The sequence below is a fragment of the Acidovorax sp. GW823-FHT02H02 genome (genome assembly GCF_058797075.1).
Genome location: NZ_JBXAJH010000008.1, coordinates 1 through 15,935, shown reverse-complemented (window position 1 = coordinate 15,935; position 15,935 = coordinate 1). Strand labels below are relative to the sequence as shown.

8 protein-coding genes and 4 pseudogenes are annotated in these 15,935 nt (G+C 58.1%); 5 read left to right on the top strand and 7 right to left on the bottom strand.

The window, feature by feature from the left end; translation table 11 throughout:
• Nucleotides 1-44 precede the first annotated feature (44 nt).
• The 4 genes from AC1RDS_RS10255 to AC1RDS_RS10240 are packed head-to-tail and all read right to left on the bottom strand — an operon-like array spanning nt 45 to nt 4,563.
• Nucleotides 45-659: a recombinase family protein gene (locus AC1RDS_RS10255; protein ID WP_005303904.1), complete on the bottom strand. Its 615-nt coding sequence runs from the start codon at nt 657-659 to the stop codon at nt 45-47.
• Nucleotides 660-719: 60 nt separating this feature from the next.
• Complete coding sequence (locus tag AC1RDS_RS10250) at nt 720-1,937, bottom strand: TniQ family protein (protein WP_421527300.1); 1,218 nt, start codon at nt 1,935-1,937, stop codon at nt 720-722.
• Complete coding sequence (locus tag AC1RDS_RS10245) at nt 1,934-2,842, bottom strand: TniB family NTP-binding protein (protein WP_027011230.1); 909 nt, start codon at nt 2,840-2,842, stop codon at nt 1,934-1,936. The genes AC1RDS_RS10250 and AC1RDS_RS10245 overlap by 4 nt, the downstream gene beginning before the upstream one ends.
• A 2-nt stretch (nt 2,843-2,844) precedes the next feature.
• Nucleotides 2,845-4,563: a TnsB C-terminal domain-containing protein gene (locus AC1RDS_RS10240; RefSeq protein WP_019576674.1), complete on the bottom strand. Its 1,719-nt coding sequence runs from the start codon at nt 4,561-4,563 to the stop codon at nt 2,845-2,847.
• 107 nt (nt 4,564-4,670) lie between these two features.
• Here AC1RDS_RS10240 and AC1RDS_RS10235 point away from each other — a divergent pair, with 107 nt between their 5' ends.
• Entirely contained in the window at nt 4,671-5,756 is a 1,086-nt protein-coding gene (locus AC1RDS_RS10235; protein WP_492226929.1) for an LPD1 domain-containing protein, read from the top strand.
• A gap of 564 nt (nt 5,757-6,320) precedes the next feature.
• Here the strand turns inward: AC1RDS_RS10235 and AC1RDS_RS10230 are convergent.
• A pseudogene (locus AC1RDS_RS10230) lies at nt 6,321-6,617 on the bottom strand (integrase core domain-containing protein); the annotation flags it as partial.
• Between the two features lie 58 nt (nt 6,618-6,675).
• On the opposite strand from AC1RDS_RS10230, the gene AC1RDS_RS10225 reads away from it, so the two are divergent.
• Nucleotides 6,676-8,028 (top strand): IS30 family transposase, encoded by a 1,353-nt coding sequence (locus AC1RDS_RS10225; RefSeq protein ID WP_492226996.1) that lies wholly within the window; start codon nt 6,676-6,678, stop codon nt 8,026-8,028.
• 31 nt (nt 8,029-8,059) lie between these two features.
• On the opposite strand, the pseudogene AC1RDS_RS10220 reads toward AC1RDS_RS10225, so the two are convergent.
• Nucleotides 8,060-8,263: pseudogene (locus AC1RDS_RS10220) on the bottom strand (DDE-type integrase/transposase/recombinase); the annotation flags it as partial.
• A 570-nt stretch (nt 8,264-8,833) separates the two neighbouring features.
• Here AC1RDS_RS10220 and AC1RDS_RS10215 point away from each other — a divergent pair.
• Both AC1RDS_RS10215 and AC1RDS_RS10210 read left to right on the top strand, forming a co-directional pair.
• Complete coding sequence (locus tag AC1RDS_RS10215; protein ID WP_492226928.1) at nt 8,834-13,819, top strand: hypothetical protein; 4,986 nt, start codon at nt 8,834-8,836, stop codon at nt 13,817-13,819.
• Nucleotides 13,820-13,904: 85 nt separating this feature from the next.
• Complete coding sequence (locus AC1RDS_RS10210) at nt 13,905-14,723, top strand: hypothetical protein (RefSeq protein WP_492226927.1); 819 nt, start codon at nt 13,905-13,907, stop codon at nt 14,721-14,723.
• A gap of 441 nt (nt 14,724-15,164) precedes the next feature.
• Here the strand turns inward: AC1RDS_RS10210 and AC1RDS_RS10205 are convergent.
• A pseudogene (locus tag AC1RDS_RS10205) lies at nt 15,165-15,463 on the bottom strand (hypothetical protein); the annotation flags it as partial.
• A 102-nt stretch (nt 15,464-15,565) separates the two neighbouring features.
• Between AC1RDS_RS10205 and AC1RDS_RS10200 the strand changes: the two are divergent.
• A pseudogene (locus AC1RDS_RS10200) lies at nt 15,566-15,935 on the top strand (IS21 family transposase); the annotation flags it as partial.

Sequence of the window (15,935 nt, the reverse complement as noted above, 5' to 3'; positions counted from 1 at the left end):
TCATCCTCGAATCCGTGCTGACCATGTAGAGGCCAGTTTTTCTTTTACATCTTGGACAGCAGTCGTATTCCATCTGCGCGCAATTCCCCCTTGGGAGAAATATGCCGGTACAAGGTCTGTCGCGTGATGCCGAGCTCTTGGCACAGGTCGCCGACCTTAGTTTCAGTCTGCCCCATTGCCGCCATCGCCAGGCGCAGCTTGGCGGCGGTCATCTTGAAAGGCCGACCACCTTTCCTACCGCGCGCCCGCGCCGAGGCCAAGCCCGCTACTGTGCGCTCTGCGATCAGCTCGCGCTCGAATTCGGCCAGTGCGGCGAAGATGCCGAAGACCAGTTTGCCAGCAGCGGTCGTCGTGTCGATGGCCGCACCGTGGCCGCTCAGCACCTTGAGACCGACGCCACGCCCAGTCAGATCGTGCACGGTGTTGATCAGGTGCCGAAGGTCGCGCCCGAGCCGGTCGAGCTTCCATACGACCAAGGTATCCCCTGAACGCAACGCCTTCAAACAGCTCGCCAAGCCGGGACGATCCTCGCGCTTGCCGGATGCCTGGTCTTCGTAAAGATGCGCCGGGTCGACATCGGCGGCGATCAGCGCGTCGCGCTGCAAGTCAGTGGCCTGGGAGCCATCCGCCTTCGATACCCGCATGTAGCCGATTAGCATGTCATACCTGTCACATATACGTTCGATTATGTGACAGTATGCGCCGGAAAGTTCTAACCGTCAAAAGTTGTCACTTAACCCGTCACTCTGTCTAAGACATGCAAAGGGCCCATTAGGCTCGTAATGTGACAAAAATTCCGGGGGGATGCCTTCCTTTGCAAAGGTGGTGCGCAACTGTTCCAGGGAAGCGGGATCGCGCCGACCATAGGAAGCCAACGCGAACAGCGAGCGTGCCGTCTCGGGGTCGTGCCGCGCTTCAATGATCGCCTCACTGATAGCTTGGACCGCCCGTTGCCAGTGATTGACGGGTTCGGGCTTCGGCGCTTTCGCCGGCAGACCACTGGTGAACCCGGTTTGGGGCTCGGACCAGAACAGCTTTGCATGCTCGCCTGGCGGGCTGATATCCCTCACCTCGATCAAGCTGATTGCCGTTGCCGCTGCCTCCAGCATCTGCAACCGTATTGCCGGGTTCAGGGTTTCATACGGTCGCCACAGACTTTGCCCAGCACGCAGCGGATGCCCGCAGCCTTGCCAGACTTGGCGAAGATACCCCGCGTAGGTTCCGCACGCCGAAAGCGGGGTGTTCAGCTCATCGAGCAGCGTGCGTAGCAGTCGAAACCACAAACCAGCGTGGATGCGTCGGCGCGGCAGTTCCACATGGCCGGTCGTCAGTGCCTGCCAGGTACGCCGGTCCATCACTGCAATCGCGTCGCTGGCGGTGCGCGACGCAGTGTCGGCGTTCTCCCAGCCGAGAAACCGCCCAGGCACGCCCGAATAGGATTCCAGCCAGCAGCCATGCAGCGGGCAGCTCAGCATCAGGGGCAGCTTCCATGCAAGCAGTACGGCGTGGTTTGCCGGGTCGTTCAGACAGAGCGGACAGGCGCGATGTATCGGCTGGCTGGGCAGCCAGGCACGCCAGCTCGTGATGGATCGCGTCCTACGGCGGAGTTTCGGCAGCAGCACCGAGAGCTGGAACGCATAGGTTTCCAATGCGTCTGGAATCTGATCATCAAGGCTGTCCAGTAGCCAAGGCACCCAGCCGGCGAAACTCATGCAACGCAGCCGGTCCGGCTCGATGCCGCTCCGCTGGGAGAGCATCGCCAACAGCGCCAGTGGTGGCGCGGTATCCAGGTCATCAACCTGAGCGTGACCAAGATCGTGCTCCAGCAGCTCGGACACCTCCATGTGATAGCAAAGGGCCACGCGGTTGAGCCACGAAGACAAGGCTTCGCCTTCTCTGGGGGCCGGATGCAGTGGCCAGCGTGGCGCTGGCTTCACATCAGTTCCCGCTCGAATTGTCGCCGCCGCTCGCTGGGGCCGGTGTAGTCGGCCATGCTGAGCGTGCGGTGGTTGATCGCTTCCTCTCCGCTCTCCACGGCGACGATGGCCGCCGCCATCAGCAAGTGCGCCAGTTCGCCTATGGTGCCCTCGCTGCGTGTGAGCAGGTAGCGGGCCATGTCCAGCGTGGCAATCGACGAGGGTCGCCGCAGTGGAAGCGAAGCGGCGAAACTGGCCAGCAGTGAGCAGCAATCGTGATTGGCCTCCCATACCGGCAGCATCATCGGCTCGAAGCGATTTTCCAACTGGTCATCGGAGCGGATGGCCAGGTAGGCGTCGCGCGTGCCGACCCCGACCAGTGGGATGCGCAGTTCATTGCCGAGGAAGCGCAGGAGATTGAGGAATTCCCGGCGATTGACGCTGTTACCGGCCAAGACGTTGTGCAACTCGTCGATCACCAGCATGCGCACGCCGACCTTGCGCAGCAGTGCCAGCGCCAGTTGTTCCATTTCTGGCAGCCGTGGGCGCGGTCGCAATGGCGCACCCATCGCCGCGAGCAGCGCGACGTAGAAGCGGATTACCGACGGTTCGGATGGCATCTGCACGACCAGTACCGGAATGTGCTCCTGGTCGGCGTCGGCTCTGGCCGGATGCGTGCGCCGGAACTTCTCGACGATCATCGACTTGCCGTTGTTGGTCGGGCCTACCAGCAGCAGGTTGGGCATGCGTTGCTTGTTTGGCCACGCATACAGGGTTTCCAGCCGGTTCAGCGCCTCGACTGCTCGCGGATAGCCGATCCAGCGGTCGGCGCGAAGGCGATGGATGCGTTCGTCCGCCGGGAGACGGGCCAAGCCCTGGGCCGCCGGCAGCAGGTGGGACAAGTCGATGATGGGATATTCTTCCACGGCTACCACTCCTCAATCTGGTCGAACGGTTTGGCCGGCAACTGGTTGTCTGCCTGCTGCCCATCCATGTCAGCGCCCGGTGGTGGCGTGGTTTTGACAGGCGGTGCCGTTGCCTTGAGATGCTGGCGTCGATCCGCGTCGCGCCGCGCCTTGCGCGTAGCCTTCTGCGCGGTGGTAACGATTTCGCGCATCTGGCCGATCATGCGGAACAACGCCGACTCATCCACCTGTTCGCGCCCTTGCTGCCGCAATTTCGCCAGCGCCTGTCGTTGTTCCCAGAGGGTGACAGCCGGGTGCGACAAGGTACGGTAGGGAATTTCCAGGTAGTGCTGCCCCTCTGGTTCCAGCACCCATATGCGGCTGATGTCGCGCGGGTCGCGCCGGATCAGGAACGCAGGCAAGCGGTCCCGCCGAGCTATCCACGGCTTGAGCGCATCGGCGTAGTAGTGGATGTGGTCGATGACGAAGCCGGTGCGGGTCAGCGTGCGGCGGATGATGGGCAGAAAATCGACCAGAAAAGCCGTAGCGCGAGTGATGACGGTTGGCACGCCGGTCCGCGTGATAGCTTCGGCCCAGCGCGCGGCCGGCGGTTGGAGCAGGCCGTTGTGCACAGAGCCGTGATAGGTGCCGACCGCCAATGTGAGCCAGCGCTCCAGCTCGCGCAGTGTCAGGGCGGCCATCTTCTCGGAGGCGTATTCCCCGCGCTGGTCAGGATTGGAGAAGGTCGTCCCCGGCAATTCGTCGTGGATCATCTGCATCGCCGTGCCGATGATCCGTTCCACGATACCGCCGTAGTGCGGCTGCCCGAGCGGGCGATAGTCCAACCGGATGCCATGCTGCTCGCAGCCACGGCGCAGCGCCTCGCTCTTGAACTCAGCCGCGTTGTCCAAGTAGAGCAGTCTGGGCTTGCCGCTCATCGGCCAATCCATCTCTACGTTCAACCCTTCCAACCAAGGGCGCTTGTCGCAGGCGGCATGCACCAAGCACAAGCCGACCGAGACGGCGGACGGGGCTTCCAGCGTAACGACCATGCCAACCACGCAGCGGGTGAATACGTCGATGGCGAGGGTCAGGTACGGACGGCCAATCGGTTGCCGGTCGCGCTCGTCCACCACGATCAGGTCGATGACTGTGTGGTCGATCTGCACCTGCTCCAGCGGCGCGGAGACGGGTGGCGGAACACCACCAACACCTTGCAGGTCGCGGGCGGCATCTTGTCCTTCCCGGCGGTGAGTGACCTCGCGCGGATCGAGGCCGGCGATCCGCAGTGCCACCGTGTTGCGCGCCGGCACCCGCAGCTTTTGCAGCTTGCACGCCCGCACAACTTCGCGGTGGAACGCCGCCAAGCTACGCTTCTGCTTGGTCAGGAAGCGCTTTTGCAGTAACTCGCGGATGATTCGTTCGACCGACTCCGGCAAGCGGCCTTTACCTTTGCCACCGCTCGACTGCCCAAGAGCCAAGTCAGTGACCAGCCCCGAACCTAGCCGGGCACGGCGGATCAGGACGTAGACCTGCCGCCGGGACAGCCCCAATGCCTGGGCTGCCGCGTCGGCCGCTTCATGCCCAACCGTCTCCGACTGCGCCAACGGCCCAATGATCTCCGCACGACGACGCGCACGCTCCCATGCCTGTTCTGGCAGGGTGGCCACGCCGTGCTCGGTAATCGGTGCGGTATCGGTCGCCATGCTCACCTCGCTTTGGTGCACACGAGTATTGAGCATAGACGAGTTTTGTGCAGAGGAATCCTGATATCGGGTTATCAGGAGCCGTATGCACAACAGGCTTCAAACCGCGCTGAATGGTGCAGTCGTCTTCTGAAAATGACACTATGGCCGACCTCGGCTGGCCCCAGGACGACTCCTGCCTGAAGGCCAGTATTGGCGTCATCTCCATTAAGCCCGCAACACCTGATGAGATCGTGTGGCGGGTCATCACCACCACACCGAAACCAGCCTACTTGTTGGAGCACGGCACCCGCAACCGAGTCGATGCCATCCAGGCTGCGCGAGAGGCCATCCAGCACAAGCTGCAGGAGCAGTCTCAGCAGAGCGAGCGGCGCAGAGTCGTGACGCGCCGTGCCGGGGGCGAAACGATGGAGCGCAAGGGCGAGGATTACCTGGCCGGGCGGGATGTTTCCACTGACGAGCTGATGGCTACTTTCAGTCTGCGCGGCATCCAGTTCGGTGAGTCACTTTCCAACAAGGAACGCCAAAGGTGGGTCAACGAGGCGTTTTGCGCGCTGCATGACCTGGCCAAAGTCATCGGCTTCAAGCCCCGGTGGCTGGGACTGGGCCGGGGTGACGAGCGCTTGGCGCTGGCCATTGGCGCGCGTGGGCACGGAGCCTTTGCCGCGCACTATGAGCCCCAGTTGCGCGTGATTAACCTCACCCGTGACAGTGGCGCCGACTCGCTCGCGCATGAGTGGGCCCACGGCCTGGATCACTACATGGCTCAGGTCACCTTTTCAGCTGATCAGCAATTTAAGAGCCCGACCACCCTGATCACGGATGTCATGGTCGATGTCGCGGCAAAGACCCATCGCCCTGCCCTGCAACGGCAGCTCAGCCTGCTCATGCAGGAATTCGGGCGCAGTCAGGACAATGCGTTTTATCAGGCAGCTTTGCGCATCGAAGCCCTGAAGGGAGCACGCAAGAGCTACTGGCAAACGCCCAGCGCGTTATGGGCGCGTAGCTTCGATGCCTATGTGCAGGACGCCCTTTCTGCCAAAGGCGAGTCCAGCCCCTGGTTGGTCCATGGCACGCGCACACGCGATCAGCATGATCCGCTCGTGTCGGCCTACCCTGACGGGGAGCAAAGGCAGCGACTGCAACAGCTACGTAACGCGCAGGAGCGCGCCCTTGCGCGGTTCGACTTCAATGCACTGACGCGCGTGTTCGACGTATGCCGCGGGTAATGGCAACTGTACAAATTTCACCGGGGCCGCCTTTGATATCAACGCGGCCTGGCTGGTCAACATTCCACTGGACGGCGTGCAGGTGCGCTCACCTTTTTGGGCGGATTGCAAAGCCAGCTGGAGCACCGGAACTCTTCACAAGAGATGCAACACTTGAAGCAAGTCGGCCACCGAACACAACTCCAACGTCCTACCGTTACGGTCGTTAGTTCGCATCCCTGCATGCACCACATCATCAAAAGCAAGCTCTGTATGCCCTGAATCAAAGATCCGTCACAAGATACGCCATTGTTGGGGGTCGGCTCCTGCGAAAAATGGAGGCCATCTGTCACAAGAAACGCCATCTTTGGTGCACAGAAGCCGAGCCAGGCCATCGGCATGCGCCGAAAAGTGTGTTGTTCCACCTGAAGAACATTGAAGCCGTGTATTCACAAGATACGCTATCCTTGACTTGAAATTTCCTTATAAATCAAATACTTAACAGCGTACGCGGTGAGAGTGAGAGGTGGCCCCGGTAGTTTGAACACCAAACCGGTTTCGATAAGTGCAGTCCGATCGGGGTGACTACGCTGCCTGCGTGACGGCAGGCAAAGATTCAAAATACACCGTCTCGGGCGTACTGGCCGCATGCGTCGAATGCGGCCGATTTCGATTGTAGAAGTCCAGGTACTTCCCCAGGCTCTGGCGGGCATGGGTCACGCTCTGGTAGGCTTTGAGATAAACCTCCTCGTATTTGACCGATTGCCACAGACGCTCGACAAACACGTTATCCCGCCAACAGCCCTTGCCGTCCATCGAGATGGCAAACCCGTGGGGCTTGAGCATCTGCGTGAACGCCTGGCTGGTGAACTGGGCGGATTCAACCGGTCGTCGCAACACCTTCAACCAGGAGGTGTTTATGGGGCGACCCGCGGGATGGATGAAGCAATTGACGGGAAGAGATGCGATGCGCTCTCCGGGGGCTCCCTCACATCGGCGTGAAGTAGAGCGTCAGTTCTGGGTACAGATTGCCACCGGAATCACCAGTGAGAGGGCCGCCGAGGTTGTTGGCGTATCGCAGGCTGTGGGCTCGCGCTGGTTCCGGCATCGTGGAGGCATGCCATTGTTCATGTCGAAACCTGTTTCAGGAAAGTATCTGTCGTTCGCGGAGCGAGAAGAGATTGGACTTCTTCGAGCCCAAGATGTCGGTGTGCGGGAGATAGCTCGTCGTATTGGTCGAAGTCCCCCAACCGTCTCCAGGGAGTTGGCACGCAATGCTGCAACTCGCGGCGGCAAGCTTGAGTATCGGGCGTCGGTCGCTCAATGGAAGTCCGAGCTCGTGGCCAAAAGGCCCAAGCCGGCCAAACTGGTGACGAACCCGCGTCTGCACAAGTATGTCCAAGATCGCTTGGAGGGAATGATCTACGATGAACGTGGGCGCGTGGTCGCCGGACCTCGACAAGCACCGTTCATTGGCCGAAACAAGCCACATCGCGGTGACCGCAAATGGGTCAATGGCTGGTCGCCGGAGCAGATTGCCAACCGCCTTAAGGTTGACTTCCCTGATGATTCATCTATGCGCATTTCCCATGAAGCCATCTACCAGGCTCTCTACATCCAAGGTCGGGGCGCCCTCAAGCGAGAGCTGGTGAGCTATCTGCGCACAGGGCGCGCTTTGCGCACGCCACGGGCTAGGTCCCAGGCCAAAGCATGGGCACATGTCAGTGAAGATGTGATGATCTCAAGCCGCCCTGCTGAGGCAGAGGATCGAGCGGTGCCGGGTCACTGGGAGGGGGACTTGATCATCGGTCTGGACAGGTCGGCTATTGGGACGCTGGTAGAACGGTCAAGCCGTTTCACCATGCTCGTGCACCTGCCGCGCGAGACGGGTTATGGACTGACGCCTCGAACGAAGAATGGTCCTGCGCTGGCAGGTTACGGAGCCATCACCATGGCCAACGCTCTCAAGACGACCGTGACGAAGCTCCCTACCCAGCTATGGCAGTCATTGACTTGGGATCGCGGCAAGGAGCTGTCAGATCATGCTCGGTTCACCATCGAGTCCGGTGTGAAGGTCTTCTTTGCAGACCCTCATAGTCCATGGCAGCGCGGCACAAACGAGAACACGAACGGACTGTTACGCCAATACTTCCCCAAGGGTACCGATCTGTCTCGGTGGAATAAGCAAGAGCTTCAAGCCGTGGCACTGACCCTGAACAACAGACCGCGCAAGACATTGGGCTGGAAGACCCCCGCAGAGGCATTGAATGAGCACCTAAAATCTGTCGCTTAACCCGGTGTTGCGACGACCGGTTGAATCCGCCCTGGCTGCCTTGATCGGTATTGAAGATCTCGGGGCAGCCCCAGCGGGCAATGGCCTCTTGCACCGCCTCGATACAAAAATCCACGTCCATGGAGATCGACAGGCGCCAGGCCAGCACCTTGCGGCTGTACCAGTCCAGCACCACGGTCAAATACACCCAGCCCCTGGCCATCGGAACATAGATGATGTCCATGGCCCATAGCCGCGCCACAGCGTGTCTAACAGGTGATGATGCGGGTCCAGTCGCAGCACGGCTGCAGCCAAGAAGCAGATCGAGATCTTCCTTGGCGCTCCTAGCCCCATCGAATACCAGGAGAGCCTTGGACTTGCGGCATAAAACCAGTCCAAGTATTTATCCGCACCCTCATATGCCGAATTTTCGCAATCAATCTCCAAGTACGGAATGACGCGGAGCCTTGCAATCAACCTCAGCCCTCACCTAGAATCAGTTCCACGGGTTTCCTCCACGAAGCCCGCCTGAAGTTAATCTTCACCCTGATATCCGCATAGATCGACGATATTGCTCTTGAACGCTCAGGCGTCAGCGGCTCTGTAGTCAAGGCTAATACGCCAAAATTTTTGAAATCGTCCTCCGATTTCAAGCGAAGTCACCTTCGCATCACCTGAGACCCGCATGGGTCTCCCGCTTTGCCGTGGGTCTGACGACTTCTGGGCTCAGCGGCAAAGGCTATCGCGCCTGAATCAAATCAGCTGTCAGCTGATAGCTCCCTCTTTCCTTTTTTACTTGATGCGCGCTTGCGCGCTCGGACGATCTATGCACGCCACAATTTTGTCACCTCTCTGGCCGCACATTCGTGCAGCCCTTCATATTCCCGATCCGCTGGACGGGGCTGCCGCATTGCTGCAGTCAGCGATTGAGCACGTCACGTGTGCTGAAAATCGCTGGCCGGAAAGCGCACTTACTGGATGGAAACGGGTGCTGCAAGCATCGCAGCGCGAGCTGATGGCGACAGTCGAGGTTGACGACCGGGTCGCCTCGCGGGTCATGGGCATACCGACGTCTGCAGTCGCACGGATGGTCCACATCCAAGCCCGTCGCGTTGACGTGCAGGAGACCATGTGTTCAGCCGTCTTGGGCCGGGCCATTGTCCTTGCCTGCATAAAAAAATCTGGGCTTAGCCAGAGTTTGCTCGATGGCGCCTATTTGTTGCACAGAGGCCGCAGTAATTGGCTTGCTCTGGCCAAATCAGATATCACGGATCTTGAGGTTGTCCATCAAATCCGAAACGGAAAAAGCGGTGTGGTCCATGGATTTCTTGGAGAAGTCCAACAGGTTCTGGAGACGTCCATCCAAGCCCATGAAGAGGTGCAGAAAACACTGACCGCACCTCAGAATTACGCGACGCCAACCATAACCGAGCAACCCGCGCTTGACGAAACGGCCCCCCCCGTTCTTGCACTCGAGAGTAGTGATGTTGATCCCTTGGCGGAAACAACGGAACAGCAAGAGGATGTCACTGCACCTGATATCCAGGCGCGCCTGCGGTCAGCGGACTACTCCAATGTGCCAACCAAGTTTGGAATCGCTGGCAATGATCATCTGTCGCCGGATGATCTCAGGCTCGTCACGTCGAAACTTCATGAGTTCCTGATCGGTGCCGATCCGAGAAATTCGGCTCTGGCGTGCTGGTATCTGGTCAGTTTGTCTGTCGGATTCCAAGACCGACAGGTTCTTGGATTACCCATCGGCTTCAAGGCCGGCCACTCGATTTGGCTGGAGCTAGACCATGGCGCTTGGGGCTGGGATCGACGTGCGTACCGGTTTGAAGAACAGCGTGCAGATGCACCGCCAGAAGTCGACATTGTTCACTGTCCCATGCCCAGGACGGTGATAACTCGACTGTTGGAAATGCGTGAAAAGAATCCGCACGCAGCATCACTGCTGGACCTCATGGAAACCGAGATCCCAGATCTGGAATCACCCGAGCGTCTCAAGAATGCAAGGGCATTTTTGCGTACCTGTGGCGAAAGTGCACATCAGGCCACTCACGGCCGGTTCTCCCGATCGTTGGGTGTAGCTGCCTTGCACATCACCGGCAGTGACATGTTCACAGCTTTATGGACGGGTCATTTTGTTCTCACGGGAGCCGCAGCCCTCTTCTATTACCACCCTACCACGACCGACATCTGGAAGCGCGCAGACGCGGTTCTGAAGTGGCTGGGTCTGGAGGGCGCTTGCGCCAGCATGGAGAAAAATCGGCGCATCGGCATTGACTTTTATCCAACCAGTGAATCCATCAAAGCCGGCTGGGAACTTTTGTGCAATGACGTGACTGCAAAACTACCGCTGCTCGAACATAGATCAGAGGCCACGGCACGCCTCGCCGCAGCTGATCTGATGGTGCTTTGCTGCACCGGTTTGGTGGTCATGACTGCGCATCGCGGCAGTCGGCTCGAAGAGTTGACGCTGGGTGCATGCCTCACCTGCGAGCAGGTCATGCTGGTTCTGGACAAAGTGGTCGAAAGCCGCAGTCCTGCGCGCCTACTCCCCATCTCGCGGGAGGTTCGACAGTTCCTCGACATTGCTCTCTTGTGTCGACGGTACCTGATCCGGTCTTCTACCAAGGCCTCATGGAATGACCCTATGTTTTTCATCTCCGCTGCCGACGGCACGGTCTACCCAGTGACCTCTGAGCAGATCACCCGGTGTCTGCGCTCGCACTTTGGAAGCCATGTGCCGGCCAACTTATTTAGACATCTATGGATCACTGAACTGGAAGAAAACGACACGGACCGGTGGCTCATTCGCGCTCTATCCGGTCACTGGCGTGACGTGACGCGCACTGCGGGGCCCTACCTCGACATACCAGTTATTGAGACCTGTCAACGGCTCAATGAGCAAATGGAAAAAATCAAAAACGATGTCTGGCAATTGGCAGATAAGCGATTTCCCGTTGCACGCGTTGCACCACCTACGTTCAAACCCGCACGCGACATGCATGCGGTCGCGACCTGGGCGACAGAATCCCGTGTTCCTGACCCACGCATCATTCTCTCGCCCCTCGACGTGGTCGTTCTTACTCAATACCAAGCTGTCGAGCGGGTGCGAAGTTCATTCGCCCAGGGCCTTGGAGGTCTGAGTTCTCCCGCGGCAGCGTTTATCAGCATTTGCATGCTTGATCTGGTCCACAACACGGATATCGCGCTGAAAGTAGCCAAGGGGTTGCATCCACTGCAGCGCCACGGCTTGTTGCAGGGGATCGCATTCGCTCGAGAATATTCCACGATCCCGACCTGGCTGCCAATTTCCACGGTCAGTTCGGCCCTTCTCACAGCAACGTCCCAGAAGAGTGGTTCTGGCTCCGTTGAAGCCGAAGTCTCTGAGTACCTGCGACGTGTCGATGGCGATTTCTGGCATCGAGATCCCGATGAGCTGCTGGTTCAAGTCGCCCAATGCGTTTTATCTTTTGTACGCCTGCGGTATCCCCCCTCGCTCGCGGCAATGGCACATCCAACAACGCCCGCACCAAGCCTGTCCCCGCGCTCCTTGCAGCGCCTTGCCAATCCAGATTGCGTGAACCTACCTCAGCAACTTGAGGCAAGGAAGTACCGACAACCCAAATCACGCAAAGCAACACCAATCTTGGACGACGTTTTGCGTGTACTCAACTACTTCGCAGACACGACCATCAAACTTGGTGAATTACAAAAACGAGCAAAGCAATGCATTAAAGAAGTCGAGTCGATTAGAAGCATTCAATTATCAGACACCTACTTATCCGGTTTCATTTTGGACTGGGTCATCGACGAATTACGGCGCTCTGCAGTCTTGGAAAAAGACTGTCTTCGCATGAGTTCTCTGTCCACTTACCTTGGCATTTTACGAAGTGGCTATACCAGACTTCTTGTGGCCCAAGATAACGCAGCAAGATTCCTACTGGAGTCTGATCCAGCTGATTGGGACAGTCCTCAATGGCTGTCTTGGATCGACATTTGTGCTGCATCTGTCGCTCACAAGAACGATAGGCAAAACACCGAGGGCATCGACCAAACGACGCTCGATCGCGCTCGAGAGCCACTATTGCGCTTGGTGCGGAATCTCATCAAACGCGACCACCCCATCAGTCGTTCTGTATTCAAGAAACTACTCGCCGACCAGGAACTGCAAAGAACGGGAAGTTCGTCATCGGTTTTCATTCAAGACGAGGACATTGACCAGGCTCAAGAACTCGCCAAGATCTGGCTCGCGGATTCCCCTCTCGATCTTTGGATGTTCAAGGCACGCCTACTCATCCAGTCAAGCGTTCCCACGAGAAGTTCCGAAGTCTCCAGCCTGCCCTTTGACTGCGTCAGTAGCAATGGCACGCTGCTGATCAATCGCATCGGCTACAGCGTGCACAAAACAGATAACGCGATTCGCACCATTCAATTAAATAAGGCAACATACGACAGCCTGACCGAAATTCGCGAGGGCATCAGGGCGCATCAGCCGCCTGCCGCGCCATTACTGCTTCGCGGGCGGGGCGAGCAGTCGGATGGACGTCGTGATCAAGGCCTTGTCGATGACCTAAGCGCCGCGCTCAAGCAGGTGACCAGAGACCCCAAGGCCCGCCCGCACAGCTTACGCGCACGGGCGGTCCAGGAAATCACCTGGCCCGGCTGGGAGAGCCATGTCAAGCAACTCTTACGTGCTGGCCTGCGCGTACAACAAACAAAAAGATGGATCACCTCACTGCATACGGAATGGTGTAGGGCCACCTATGCAGCCTCACAAGCGGGGCATGGCGACCTGCGGGCAGGTTTGGGAAACTACTTCTCCAGCTGGTCACTCATCTACTTTGTACATGCCCAGGCATTACTCAGCGAGGTGGACTTGGGGGCTGAATTCCTCGCCCTGGTTGGCTTAAAGAGAAACAGCTTCATCGCCGCGCGCAGGCGCGCTGATGGCGAACTTGAATTTTGGGATTGGCTGCAGAATTCCCTACGGCGGCGCAACCAAATAGCGGATCCTTGCGGCCCTCAGAAATCATCCATCGTCCCAGAAGATCCGGCTCACCCCTCACCCCCATATCGAGTCTGTTCATACGATGAACCCGACCCACAATACGACTCCGATTCACAGGATATCAACCTTAGCTACCCTGCCCTAATTCAGTCTTCAGGCGCGGGCAATGCTCCTCCAGCCTCTAGCCAGATCAATTTCACAACTGCGGTAATTTTGGGCATAAAGGAGGGACTCGCACAAGACTTGACCGGCGTCTCACCGTCATTTTCGCGCCATGTAGCTGCAAATCTCGACTCTGACTTTTGCCAGCAAATCACCGCACGCGCACGCACTGCGGCTGGCATGCGGGCAATCGCCGCACATAAACGCGAATTCGAACATGCCCTTCGATCCAAAACAGGTGATGTGAATGACCTCCTCAGGTTTCTAGAAGCACTTGCACCCCACTCGAAAACGGCCTTGTTTGCCTCCATCAAAGGCACACGCAATATGTGCATCGAAATAGAGTGGGCTGAAATATGGAAGGACTGTGCTTCGCATTTACCGAGCCACCTCAGCCTTGTCGTTCAACGTGGAAATCGGCACCCCCGCCCGGCAGAACGCATGGTCTTTGCGTCGGCTGGTGCAGCACTCGTACTTCAGACACGGCGAGACATCGGAGCACGGCCTGTTGTGTCCATTCGCTTGCGGAACACCCCAGCCAACCGCGTCGTTCAGTCACGTCTGTCGAGCTACCTCAAGGCGGCCCTTTACGCCAATCACTTTTTGACTTTCGAAAGGACTTCCCATGTCTGAAACCTGTCCTTCGTATGGCCCTCTCGCAATCCTCGCCTCGGCCCAGATCAAACCATCCTTCAATCCACTGACAGGAGAATCCGTCATGAACCAACCTTTGGATTTCAATATGAATTCCACCTACATTTCGCTCAATCACTTGACTTCGCAGTTGAAGCAAGTCGGCGAGACGCTTGAGAACGCCGTACAGGGTGACCGCAGTGCCCATCGGCTCGTCGTGAGACAAGAAGATATCGGGTTTCTGAATGTTTTTATGATTCGTGCGCAGTCCAAGCAGCGCACCATCCACGAGGATGACGACAACCCAGAGACGCATGCGGAACCAGATCGACGGGAGACGGAAGCAATGTTCAACCGCATGGCACCTGTTGCAAAGTCTTTGATGGCCAACACTGCCAATGCAGAAGACATCCTCACCGCGATCTTGAGCATGCCCGACAGAAAGCACGCGGCGGGACTACTCCACGACATGACAACCAAGGAATCCTCGATCGTTTTGGATGGGCGCGAGCTTCGAGTGGATGGGCAAAGACTGGAACAAGTGGTTGTGAGCAGCACAGCACCTTACGCTGTGCGCCTGCGCATCATTGAAGTCGAAGCCTCAAAACATCACACCCCCTGCATCATCCAGGACATTGAGGTTGCACCCAACCAGCCGCTGGCTGGACACCTCAAGGGTTTGAAAATTACCTTGTTTACGCCCAATGAGTGGAAGACTGTTGCCTTCGCCTGTCATCGGGAAGGTGTCGACTTGAAAGTCCGCGCAGTGCTTCAAGTCACGCTCAAGGGCCGAGAGCTACAAGTGGCTTGCAGCCCCATGGCTGTGCAAGATGAGGGAACCCTAGCACAAGCACTGGAAGCAATGGTCGCATCCGTCAAGCAAAAATTATTGCTGAAGAATTAAGACTTGCTACATAATTTTCGAAAGACATATCACAAGGTTGGCACTGATCCCAAATCGCGGCAGCGATCACTGCTGCGCCAATCTCAGTAAGCCCGGCATATGACACCGAATGTTTTTCCATTCCGGTTGACTTTCAATCAGAGGGTGATTCGCGCAATCGTCTATGCAGTGGCTCGATTCGTTGTCAGCACCAAGGTTCAGGTCGCAAGCCATCTTTCAAGCATTTCGCCGCATAACCCCTTGCGCTAACGCAAAACAAGCGTCCAATGGACCCATGATCGAAACTTCGAGCCAGCTTCTGAACTACTTAAGCCTCGCAGTCCTCGTGGGCCTTGCGGTGTTGTGCTTCCTACACTACAGGCTCGATCGGCGTCTTGAAAAAAACGCGAAAAACTCTGAAAACGGCGAGTAACGATAAGCCCGACGTCTACCTGGGTGTGTTCAAAAGTGAAGTACAGCACCTTTGATTTCAGTGAATGAGATTGGAGTGCTGTTTACGAGCAGTTCTCCGTAGACCGCCAGTGTTGATCGTACCCCCAGCCCCTTCTGGGGCGGTTGTTGATTTCATCTGCAATGGCATCGTGCTGCTTCTGGCTGTAGATGCTCAGATGCGTCCCCTTGGGCAAGTATTGGCGCACTAGACCATTCATGTTCTCATCGGAGCCTCTATGCCAAGCGCTGTGCAGACCACAGGCGAACACGGCAATGCCGGTCTGCTCGCTGAGCTTTTTGTTCATGGCTGCCAAGATCATGTCCACGGCACATGGGCACAACTTGTCGGATGTGTTTGCGTCTCTTGAACTGCCCACTCAGGCTGCTATTGAGTCTGAATTTCTGGCGGCGTCAGCCTACGCCTGTATCCCGAACGCATTGATGTGGTGGCCGAGAACTCCCGCATCGCCAGCCATGCGCGCAGCTTCGAGCGCAGCCAGACCTTCTACGACTGGCGCCACTACGTCAGCCTGATCGAGCGCAAGCCCGGCGCGCTGCGCAACGGCGCGCCCTTTGAGACGTTGCCCGATCCCCTGAAGAAGCTGCAGTCCATCCTGCTGCGCCACGAGGGCGGCGACCGGGTGATGGCCCAGGTGCTGGCGGCCGTGCCGGTGCACGGTCTGGAGCCGGTGCTGGTGGCCGCCGAACTGGCGCTCGAGAGCGGCAAGCCCAGCGGCGAGCATGTGCTCAACGTGCTCGCGCGTCTGAAGGCTGGCAGCC

Bases quoted from the DNA above. Each gene is read 5' to 3' on its own strand.
- AC1RDS_RS10255 (WP_005303904.1), bottom strand. From the start codon at position 659: ATGCTAATCGGCTACATGCGGGTATCGAAGGCGGATGGCTCCCAGGCC.
- AC1RDS_RS10240 (WP_019576674.1), bottom strand. From the start codon at position 4,563: ATGCTCAATACTCGTGTGCACCAAAGCGAGGTGAGCATGGCGACCGAT.
- AC1RDS_RS10235 (WP_492226929.1), top strand. From the start codon at position 4,671: ATGGCCGACCTCGGCTGGCCCCAGGACGACTCCTGCCTGAAGGCCAGT.
- AC1RDS_RS10225 (WP_492226996.1), top strand. From the start codon at position 6,676: ATGAAGCAATTGACGGGAAGAGATGCGATGCGCTCTCCGGGGGCTCCC.
- AC1RDS_RS10215 (WP_492226928.1), top strand. From the start codon at position 8,834: ATGCACGCCACAATTTTGTCACCTCTCTGGCCGCACATTCGTGCAGCC.
- AC1RDS_RS10210 (WP_492226927.1), top strand. From the start codon at position 13,905: ATGAACCAACCTTTGGATTTCAATATGAATTCCACCTACATTTCGCTC.